The organism is Rhodococcus sp. 15-725-2-2b, assembly GCF_002259075.1.
Lineage (GTDB): Bacteria > Actinomycetota > Actinomycetes > Mycobacteriales > Mycobacteriaceae > Rhodococcoides.
On sequence record NZ_NPFL01000021.1, the window covers coordinates 188,432 to 196,551 of the forward strand.

The following is an 8,120-nucleotide window of genomic DNA, read 5'->3' on the forward strand; positions in this document are numbered from 1 at the left end:
CGAGTACCAGCTCCAGGGCGTGGATGTCGAGCGATTCGGGAAGCGAGGCTGTGTGATCAATGGCACTGTACAAGTTACTCCGGCTAAGTGTAAGTAGTTAGTCATTACTAATTTGTAAAAGTTAGGATCGGTGGCATGGACCAACAGCGGAAAATGAGCGGCGCGGACCGGAGACAGCAGGTTCTGCAGATGGCCGCAGACGAATTCGCAAACGGTGGACTACACGGAGCATCGACAGAGTCGATCGCCCGGCGGGCCGGAATCACCCAGGCCTACATCTTCCGAATATTCGGCACCAAGAAAGCACTGTTCCTCGAGGTCATGACCGCGTCGTTCGAACGGCTCACCGAGGGCATGCGCGAAGCCGCCGGCGACGCGACCGGGCAGGACGCACTGGCCCTGATGGGTGCCCGATACAACGACATGCTGACCGATCGCAGCGCGCTGCTGCTCCAGCTACAGGGGTTCGCCGCGTGCGGCGACCCCGAAGTCCGCGACGCGGTCCGGAACAGTTTCGGGCGCATGTGGAAGACCGTCGCCGACATCACCGGGCTCGACGCCGTCACCATCAAGGCCTTCCTGGCCTTCGGGATGCTCCTGAACAATGCCGCTGCCCTGCAGGTATCCGAATTGGAGGAGCCATGGTCCGAAGGCGTGCGAACACGCATTCAGTCCGGTCTGTTCGATCACATCACCAGCGAGACCAACCGATGAGCGCCGACGCGGTCACTCACGAGTCCCAACCGCCGAAGCTGCTGGTTCCATCGTTGGTGTTCATAGCGCTCGTGGTCGCCGCGGTAGGAAGCCTCGGGGCACCACTGATCACCAGTGTCGCCACCACACTGCACGTATCACTTGCCAGCGCCCAGTGGACTCTGACCATCACGTTGCTGGCCGGAGCCATCGCGACCCCTGTCCTCGGACGACTCGGTGCAGGCCCCCACAGACGAGCAACCATCCTCGCGACCCTCGCCGTCGTGGTGACCGGCAGTGTCCTCACCGTGATCCCACTGCCGTTCGCATGGCTGCTCGTCGGACGCACCGCACAGGGAGTCGGTCTCGGCCTGACCGCCCTCATGATGGGCGTCGCCCGCGATCACCTCCCCAAAGAAAAATCGGCCTCCACCATCGCCTTGGTCTCCGTCGCGTCGACCATCGGCATCGGCATCGGTTATCCACTGGCCGGCCTTCTCGTCGAGGTCGGCGGCCTTCGAGCTGCATACGGACTCGGGGTGGTCGTGACCGTGATCGCGTTCCTGGCTGCCTATCGCAGCATCCCGGCCTCACCCGCTGGCCGGTCGGCTCACGTGGACCTGCCCGGCGCAGCACTGCTGGCCGCAGCGCTGTTTCTGGTGCTGTTTCTCGCCAGCGAGACCAGCCTGTGGGAAAGTCACCTCACCGGTGCCCTGGTACTCGCAGTGATGGCAATCGTGCTCCTCGCCGGATGGACACTGATCGAACGTCGCACCAGAGAACCCCTGGTCGACATTCGATTGCTACGGCACCCGGCAGTCGCGGGAGCGAACGTCGCAATGTTCATCGGCGGCATCGGCATGTACCTCTTGCTCACCCTGATCACTCGCTACGCACAAACCCCCAGCAGCACTGGATACGGATTCGGCCTGACCACTTTCGTCGCCGGACTCGTCCTCGTGCCATTTTCCGCGCTCGGATTCGTCGCGGGCAAAGTGACACCGCGGGCACGTGAACGCATCGGTGCCCCTTTGGTTCTCGCGGCCAGCGCGGTGATTGTTCTCATATCGTTCGTGATCTTTGCGACGGCACGCACGAACATCGTCGAGCTATTGGTTGCAATGGCCATCCTGGGCTTCGGCGTGGGTAGCTTCTCCTCGGCGATGCCCGGCGTCATCCTCGCTGTCACCCCTAAAGACGAGACATCGAGTGCAATGAGCGTCAACCAAGTCGTTCGCAGCGTCGGATTCTCCCTCGGCAGCGCTACCGGCGGACTCATGCTCGCGGCCGGCACGACCGGTGAGTTCCCCAACGACGGCGCGTATACCGTCGCGGCGTGGATCGGAGCCACGGTCATGGCCGTCACTGCTATCACATGCATTGTCCTGCATCGGAGGTCGCCGCAACGCGCATCGTGAACACGGACACCCACCCGGCCCGCCCAGAGAAGGAAACTGGGCGAGCCGGGTGGCTGCGCGTACGGGTTTCAAGACTAAGTCGAGAGGTTGCGACTGGTGCGCAGGAAACCTGTCATGTACTCGATCAACGTCCAACCCCCGGACTCGTCATATGAGTTGCTGCTGGACAGATGTCCGAGCGGATACGACTCGACCGCAATCGGTGCGATCTCAGCGGGTCGAATCGACCCCACGCCGAATAGGGCCATCCGCCTGCGTCGAACGTCCTGACGAACCCGGTAGAGGGTGCCGTCGACACCGACTGCGTGCGGATCGCGCATCTGCATGAACGACCAACCGATGACCGATGACTCGAAGATCTGGCGACCGTTCCAGCACGTCCGATTCAAGAAATCAGCATCGATATAGGGGCCTAGGGCCGGCACCGGGCGAGGCGAAACCCCGTACTCCTGTGCCAATCTCACGAACTCAGTGACAGCCAGCCAGCCCTCGGCTTCTTCTCGAGACTCCCGCTCGCGAACCATCTTCAAGCGGGCCCGCTCGGCGTCATCGAGACCATGGATATTGTCCTCTATGCCCACGCGCTTCACCGATCCTTATGCATGAGCTCGACGGCGTTCTCCTGCAGTGAGTCCGCTATCGACCTCAGTTTTGGAGTTGGCCTGATCCAGTGACTGGATGAGTGTCATGATCGAGAGAGTACCTCGTGGATACGAGTCGAAGTGTATGTCGCACGTGCTGTCGATGTTCATATCTGTGTGGCTGCTGGGAAATCGGCCCCGAACTCGTCGATAACGGCAGGACCGACAGGTCTGCGAGCGACAAGGGGACGCAGCAATTGTTGAATGGTGGCCGTGATCGGCCAGTGCTCGACTGGTAGCGAGTCGAGCAGTAGGGTCACGGCGGTTTCTGTGTCTGGGTCGTCCATGACGGCGGATAGCCCGTTGAGGATTATGGGCGTAGTTCGGTCGATCAAAATGGTCAGTGTTCCGAACTCGTGGTCCACGAACGTTTCTACAGTGGAAAAAGAGACGAGGAATGTGTCGAATTTTTGGTACTGAGCGTCGTTGAGCCCGAATCGATCTTGGGTCTCCAGCTCCGCGGTCAAGATATCATAGATCGCTATTCCGTTTAGGGGTGGTCCATCAGCTCGGTGCGCCGCGCGTTTATCCGAGACGGGGGTGGCCCACTTAGTGACCGCTTGCATCGTTTGGGGTGGTAATTCGTTGTTTCTAAGGATGAAGTCAGCTTTGTGAAAAGTCTGTTTGCTATTCCGAAGTGCTCTGAGGAGAAAGTAGGCATTGATCTGTCGGATGCCCCGTCCGCGAAGTGCGGCAGTCAGTTCGGTGAACACAGGAGTCAGGTCATCGCTGTTGCACGCGTGTGACAGTGCTATTGCAAGACCATTGAAGTCCTGTCCGGGGTAGCTGTCGAGGCAACTTATCGCTGCGCTTATGTAGGCCCTTCGGGAACTGGGTGCTCTGGAAGCGAAGCCGTCATCGAGGACGTTGCAGGCCAGCATAGGGGCTGTTGGGACCGTCTCGTGGAGGCCGCCACTTCGGCGATCGCAGGCGGTGACTAGCTGCACCAGATCATTTTGTAGATGTTCGCGTTCTTTGAAGATTCGGCCGGCGGCCAAAAGCCATGTGTTTCGCCAATGGGGGTGGTGGGCGGTGAGTTGAAGCAGGGCGAGGACTTTCGTGTCTTGTCCCATCGTCAGCGCGTTTGCTCCCATCAGTTCTTGCATACTGCGAACTTCGAATCCTACTCGGTCGTCAGTAGGGACGAGTAGAACCAGTCGGTGCGTGGCAGCCCTGACCAGTCTGCTCGCTATAGAGCTCACGTCTCGGGGACCGAACTCCTGGGTGATGAGTCGGGTCCGCACTATCTCGTCGAGTCTCGACGCAGGCATTGTTGCTTCCGAGCGGCTGCTGCTTTCGGCGGCCACGTGCAGTTCGAGCGCGACTTGGCAGTGCAAATGGAAGACATCGGGTCGATGTTCGTTGAGCAGTGCGGACAGGCCATGGACCCCAGGCTTGTCAATTTCCCGTTGATAGACGGTTCGGTAATACAGCTCGAAGAGGCTGTAGCGGTCGAGCGGTAGGGTCCCGAAGCTTTCGACAATGAACGACATGATCGTCACTTGCAGTGGGGTTTCCATCAGCCGTGCTGTGTTCGGGTCTTTGGCCGCGGTTCGTAGCCTGCGTAGGACGGTGTCGCGTCTTTCGGCGTCGTCAGCCAGCCTCAACCGAACGAGGTCGGTTCCGAATCGTTGCGATTGCGTGGAATTGAGGCGACTCAACGTGAGCTCGGTGAACAAGTCGCTATCGAAGCGTTCGTCGTAGCCCAAAGGCCGAGTTGTGGAGACCAGCAGTAGGTCTGCGTCGAGCTGGTCCGCAGCTTCCATGAAATCGGTGATCCGTTCGATCAGGAGTCGACGCATGGAAGCTGCGCTCACCTCGTCGAGACCGTCGAGTACGACGATCCACGGCCATATGCGTAACCACCCTTCAAGATCGCCGGGACTGAGAGTGCGACCGGCGCGGTTGCCGATGACTTTTGAGAGGTATCCGAGGACACTCAAATCCGGGACCGACGACAGTTCGTCTGCGTACAGTGCGAGGTCGATGCGGATGGGCCAACGGAGGTTTCGTGGCTTTGTGATTCCTGAGCGTTCCATCGCGCTCTGCGTGGCCGAGGTGATTGTGGCAACTTCGGGTGTCATGTCACCGCGGGACAGAAGGCCGCTGCGGTAGATCTGTGCGATCAGTGCGCTGAGTGTTGTTTTGCCCTGTCCGGGTCCGCCGATGATGACCCAGTGCGGTCGTCGTACGCGGTCTTGGAGGCCGCTGCGGAGGACTTGATCGGCGTGCTCGATGATGTGCGCAATTGTCTGCACATCGTGGGGGTGTCCGTCCGGACTCTCGTAGCGTCCTGGCAGGTCGCGTCCCGCTTCTTCTAGCTTTGCTCGTTGGCCTGCTGTTGCTCCAGATTCCGAGAATCGAACCCAGTGCTCGTTTCGGAGGCATTGTGCCGCATGAAGTCTCATAGCGGGTCCGAGATCGGAAGAACTGCTTCCTGGTGCAGTGTTGGCACCGATACAGGCGAGAACATCCCCGATCGTTAGAAGGGCAGGGAATGCATAGCGGACACTCGGGTGCCCGTCGATTAGCGCGGTGATCTGCGCATGGTGCCAGATGCGGATGGCGCGAATCCCGAGGCCGTGAATGGGGTCCTTGTCATCGTGGAGCCTGCCGAGCAGGTAGTTGTTCAGTTGATCGATGCCACCGGAGACTCCATTGCTCGACAATCTGACATTTGAGGCGAACACCATGTAGTCAGGTGGACGCATACGCGACCCTTTGTCCATGGCTTCGACCCACCGGAGCAATTCGGCGTCAATTTGCTTCTTGAACCAGACGAGGTTCGATGCCGGGTCACCCTGGTCGTAGTGGAACTTTGCTTGGAATACGGTGTACCCGGTCCAGTGTTCGTGCACGTGATCGTCTGTGCCGGCGGACCAGTCAATCGTGCCGGCGTAGGTCGCTTCGCGGCCTCCGTCGGGGCCGTCGCCGAAGGCTTCTATCCCGGCCCCGATTGCTCGGACGCACAGCGCAACGACGAGCTGCTCGAAGGGCCGGCTTCCCAGCTGATTGATGTCGTAGTCCGGCACAGGATCAATCATGCCCTCTATGGCTTGTCCGGCCCTGTGTATTTGAGTGGAGGCGCACCCAAGGCAGAATCTGGTGCAGCCCGACGAAAACGGGCGTGCGAAGCGATCGGGCGGCCCCCGGCCTGTCCTTTACCGACCGACAGAATGTCGATCCCTGGCGGTTCAACAGCTGGCCGGGCGGGTGCAGACCGCGCGAGTTGGCCATTAAGGGAGCCATTCTGGAGCTCCGAAGCGATGAATGAATTCCAGGTCCAGCTGCTGCAGATGGGGTGCTTGTTGGAGGCCGATGACGCGGGTGGCTGCAAGCCAACAGCTGTCCGGGTCCGATCGCTTGAGAATCAGATCTTGATGCCACTGGCCATTGCGTGCGGTGAAAAAGATCCTCCAGTACGCCGAGTCCGGGAGGCTGATATTCACGTTGTAGTACTCGGCCGGCGCGACGAGGTTCCCCCAGTCGAGGCGGTGTAGATCGGTGCCGGGACTGACATTCATGTCGACGATTCTCAGCGATAGGTCGTAGAGGGGATACTGACCGTCCTTGAGAACTGCGGCGTGTTGAGCGGTGCCTGCCTTCATGTCATAGGTAGAAAGCATGAAACGGGCGGTGGTGTCGCCGCCGGTCTGGTTGCCGTTAACTCGATCGTCTGAGTTCTCGTCTTCGAGATAGAACTGGCGGCGTACAGGGCCCATGCGGGGCATGTCAAGGATCGCTACGCACCGTTCGAGGTGGTAGAGCTCGACATCGCAAGACGCAAGGTTGGAAAGTTTGGTTCGCTCTCCGACCGTCAGAGCTTGGTTGGTTACAAAGACAATGCCGTTGGCACCGTTGGTGGCCACGCCGGCAACGTCTCCCAGAAATTTCTTCTTGACTGCGCTGAAAGTTTTTCTGGTGTTCGGAAAATAGGCCGCCATGACCCATTTCTTGCCGTCGCGGTGGGCTATTGCGTCGTGGGCATTGTCGGGACCGCCCATCGGCTGAGAGGGGTCGAGGTTTTTGAAGTCGTCTGCGAGAAGGATCTGGGCAGCGAGGCGCTCCGACAGTTGTCCGTGCGTCCAGTCGCGGAGTCGGTGCAGCGTTTCATCGGGCCTTTTCGGTGCCATGTCAGTCGATCTCCTGTAGGGAAAGTTGAGCAGTCCTATTCTGTCAGGCTCGGTAAAATCGCCTGCGCACTCGGTCCCCGGCACCGAGTGCGTCGGGGACAATTGCGGCTGCTGCCGGGTTGCGTCCTGCTGATAGTTGTGATCCCAAACGCTCTGTTTATCAACATGTTTCGATGACTCTTACGTCTTCCAGTGCAAGTGTTTCGATGGTAGATTCAGAGGCGTTCTGTTGATCGGCGGACTGACCATCCGTCACCCGAATTGAGAGGCTGAAATCTGCCATGACATCGATCGTCGATTCAGTGTTACCAGTTGCGTCCGTGCTCGAGGTGGCCTTCGACAATGGGTCTCTAGGGGGTGCCGACTGGTCGAACCGGGCCGTCGTGCTCGAGGCCTTGCCAAAGCCCCTGGTTGCGGGATACCCCGCAGAGGGGACCTATGTGCAGATAAGTGATGGACGCGGCGGTATCGCCGCGTCAGGATGGTTCTCGGTCGATGAGCGCAATGCCACCGAGACCCATGCAAGCGTTGCTGTCGTGTGGCGTGAGCCGTTGATGGCCGTGGAGCACACCTACAAGAGCTGGACGGGGTTGGTGCGTCCACGTGACATCTCACCGGTCACTGTGTCACCTGGGGTCGCTCCCGCATGGTTCGGTGAGTACGTGCGGCCGATCCACGAACGGGCCGCCGTCGAACGGACCTTGCAGGCCGTACGCGAGAGCGCCAATACCGAGCGTGCGAACCATCACGAGTGGATCAGGCGGCTGAATGAGTCTGCATGCGAATGGGCGGACGAGAACAGTCTGTGCAGCGAGTTCGAGAGGTTCTGCGAACAGTGGGGGTTCGAAGGCCGAGAACGTGATTTCGATGTAGAAGTGGATGTCACAGTTTCATTAACAATGACGCGATCGGCGCGTAGCCAAGAAGATGCGGACGAGTCCGTAGATCTGGACGATGTACGGCAGCATCTACGGGACAATTTCTCGTATCTCGATGTGAATTTCACTGTGGGGGAGTAGTAGCCGTACCACAGTGGGGTGCGCGCAGCGTGCCCCACTGCGGTAGCGGTTGATCGGCCGGGGCGCGCAGCGGTCCGAAGGTTGTACCCAATCAAGATAGGTGATTCGTTGGCCGTTGGCGCGCAGCGCCCGGCAAGGAAAGTCCGCACTAGGCCGCCTTGGCGGCCTAGTGCGGACTTTCCTTGCCGGGCGCTGCGCGCCAACGGCCAACGAATC

General features: G+C 59.9%; 6 protein-coding genes. 3 read left to right on the top strand and 3 right to left on the bottom strand.

What is annotated here, in order from left to right:
* Nucleotides 1-135: 135 nt before the first annotated feature.
* Both CH306_RS25765 and CH306_RS25770 read left to right on the top strand, forming a co-directional pair.
* Nucleotides 136-714 carry a TetR/AcrR family transcriptional regulator gene (locus CH306_RS25765; protein ID WP_230591897.1) on the top strand — a complete coding sequence of 193 codons (579 nt, stop codon included), beginning with the start codon at nucleotides 136-138 and terminating at the stop codon, nucleotides 712-714.
* Nucleotides 711-2,111: an MFS transporter gene (locus CH306_RS25770; RefSeq protein WP_032364850.1), complete on the top strand. Its 1,401-nt coding sequence runs from the start codon at nucleotides 711-713 to the stop codon at nucleotides 2,109-2,111. The genes CH306_RS25765 and CH306_RS25770 overlap by 4 nt, the downstream gene beginning before the upstream one ends.
* A gap of 74 nt (nucleotides 2,112-2,185) precedes the next feature.
* Here CH306_RS25770 and CH306_RS29240 read toward each other — a convergent pair whose 3' ends face one another.
* The 3 genes from CH306_RS29240 to CH306_RS25785 all read right to left on the bottom strand — a co-directional run bounded on the left by CH306_RS29240 (nucleotide 2,186) and on the right by CH306_RS25785 (nucleotide 6,885).
* Nucleotides 2,186-2,692, bottom strand: a complete 507-nt coding sequence (locus CH306_RS29240) for a hypothetical protein (protein ID WP_141216863.1) — start codon at nucleotides 2,690-2,692, stop codon at nucleotides 2,186-2,188.
* 167 nt (nucleotides 2,693-2,859) lie between these two features.
* Nucleotides 2,860-5,796 (bottom strand): NACHT domain-containing protein, encoded by a 2,937-nt coding sequence (locus tag CH306_RS25780; RefSeq protein ID WP_032394243.1) that lies wholly within the window; start codon nucleotides 5,794-5,796, stop codon nucleotides 2,860-2,862.
* 192 nt (nucleotides 5,797-5,988) lie between these two features.
* Complete coding sequence (locus tag CH306_RS25785; protein ID WP_032364853.1) at nucleotides 5,989-6,885, bottom strand: hypothetical protein; 897 nt, start codon at nucleotides 6,883-6,885, stop codon at nucleotides 5,989-5,991.
* A gap of 281 nt (nucleotides 6,886-7,166) precedes the next feature.
* Between CH306_RS25785 and CH306_RS25790 the strand changes: the two genes are divergently transcribed.
* Nucleotides 7,167-7,904, top strand: a complete 738-nt coding sequence (locus tag CH306_RS25790; RefSeq protein ID WP_141214626.1) for a hypothetical protein — start codon at nucleotides 7,167-7,169, stop codon at nucleotides 7,902-7,904.
* Nucleotides 7,905-8,120: the final 216 nt, after the last annotated feature.